A 1,067-nucleotide genomic window follows, 5' to 3' on the forward strand; every position below is an offset into this window, starting at 1 on the left:
AGCCTTCCCTTATGCAAAGCTCCTCAGACACAATCGAACCGGGATAAATAGCCAGCAGCGATTTCATAGAGTCTCCTCTCTTATGTAAGGATCTGTATATTCAGTATAAGGCGAAACACACATGTTCTCCACTAAAAAAGAGTATATCCGGTATAGATAGACGAGAAACTGTAAGGGAAACCTCATTCGTTTACATATTGGCTTCAGCGGAAATAGAAGAAGACATGCAGGAACAAAGGAGGGTCATCTTATGAGTTTCGAAACGTTAAACAAAAGTTTTATCAACGGAAAATGGACTGGGGGAGAAAGCGGACGTACGGAGGACATTTTGAATCCGTATGACCAGTCTGTGATCACAACAGCATCTTTGGCAACGGGCAAACAGCTTGAGGATGCGTTTGACATTGCACAGAAAGCCCAAAAAGAGTGGGCCAAGAGCACGACGGAAGACCGAAAAGCCGTGCTGCAAAAAGCGCGCGGCTATTTACAGGAAAACCGTGATGACATCATTATGATGATCGCCCGCGAAACTGGCGGAACGATCATTAAATCAACAATCGAGCTGGAACAAACGATTGCGATTTTAGATGAAGCCATGACGTATACTGGTGAATTAGGCGGCGTCAAAGAGGTGCCATCCGACATTGAAGGGAAAACCAATAAGATTTACCGCCTTCCGCTAGGTGTCATATCATCGATTTCTCCATTTAATTTTCCGATGAATTTATCTATGAGATCCATTGCGCCCGCAATTGCGCTGGGTAACAGCGCTGTTCACAAGCCTGATATCCAAACCGCCCTTTCCGGCGGGACCATCATTGCGAAAGCGTTTGAACACGCCGGTCTTCCTGACGGTGTCCTTAACGTCATGCTGACGGATGTAAGGGAAATCGGGGACGGCATGCTCACCAATCCAATCCCGAGATTAATCAGCTTTACAGGATCAACAGCAGTCGGGCGCCACATCGGTGAAATCGCCGGGCGTTCCTTCAAACGAATGGCACTTGAGCTCGGCGGCAACAATCCATTTGCCGTTCTTTCAGATGCGGATGTCGATCGTGCTGTGG

General features: G+C 47.3%; 2 protein-coding genes. One reads left to right on the forward strand and one right to left on the reverse strand.

Annotated elements, in window-relative coordinates; genetic code table 11:
* On the reverse strand, positions 1-67 hold a 67-nt coding region (locus ACWHAR_RS22920), incomplete at its 3' end, for a hypothetical protein (protein ID WP_452087928.1).
* Between the two features lie 183 nt (positions 68-250).
* On the opposite strand from ACWHAR_RS22920, the gene ACWHAR_RS22925 reads away from it, so the two are divergent.
* The coding region (locus ACWHAR_RS22925) for an aldehyde dehydrogenase family protein (RefSeq protein ID WP_452087927.1) at positions 251-1,067 on the forward strand (817 nt) is incomplete at its 3' end.

The sequence above is a fragment of the Bacillus sp. LR--39 genome, from assembly GCF_053613335.1.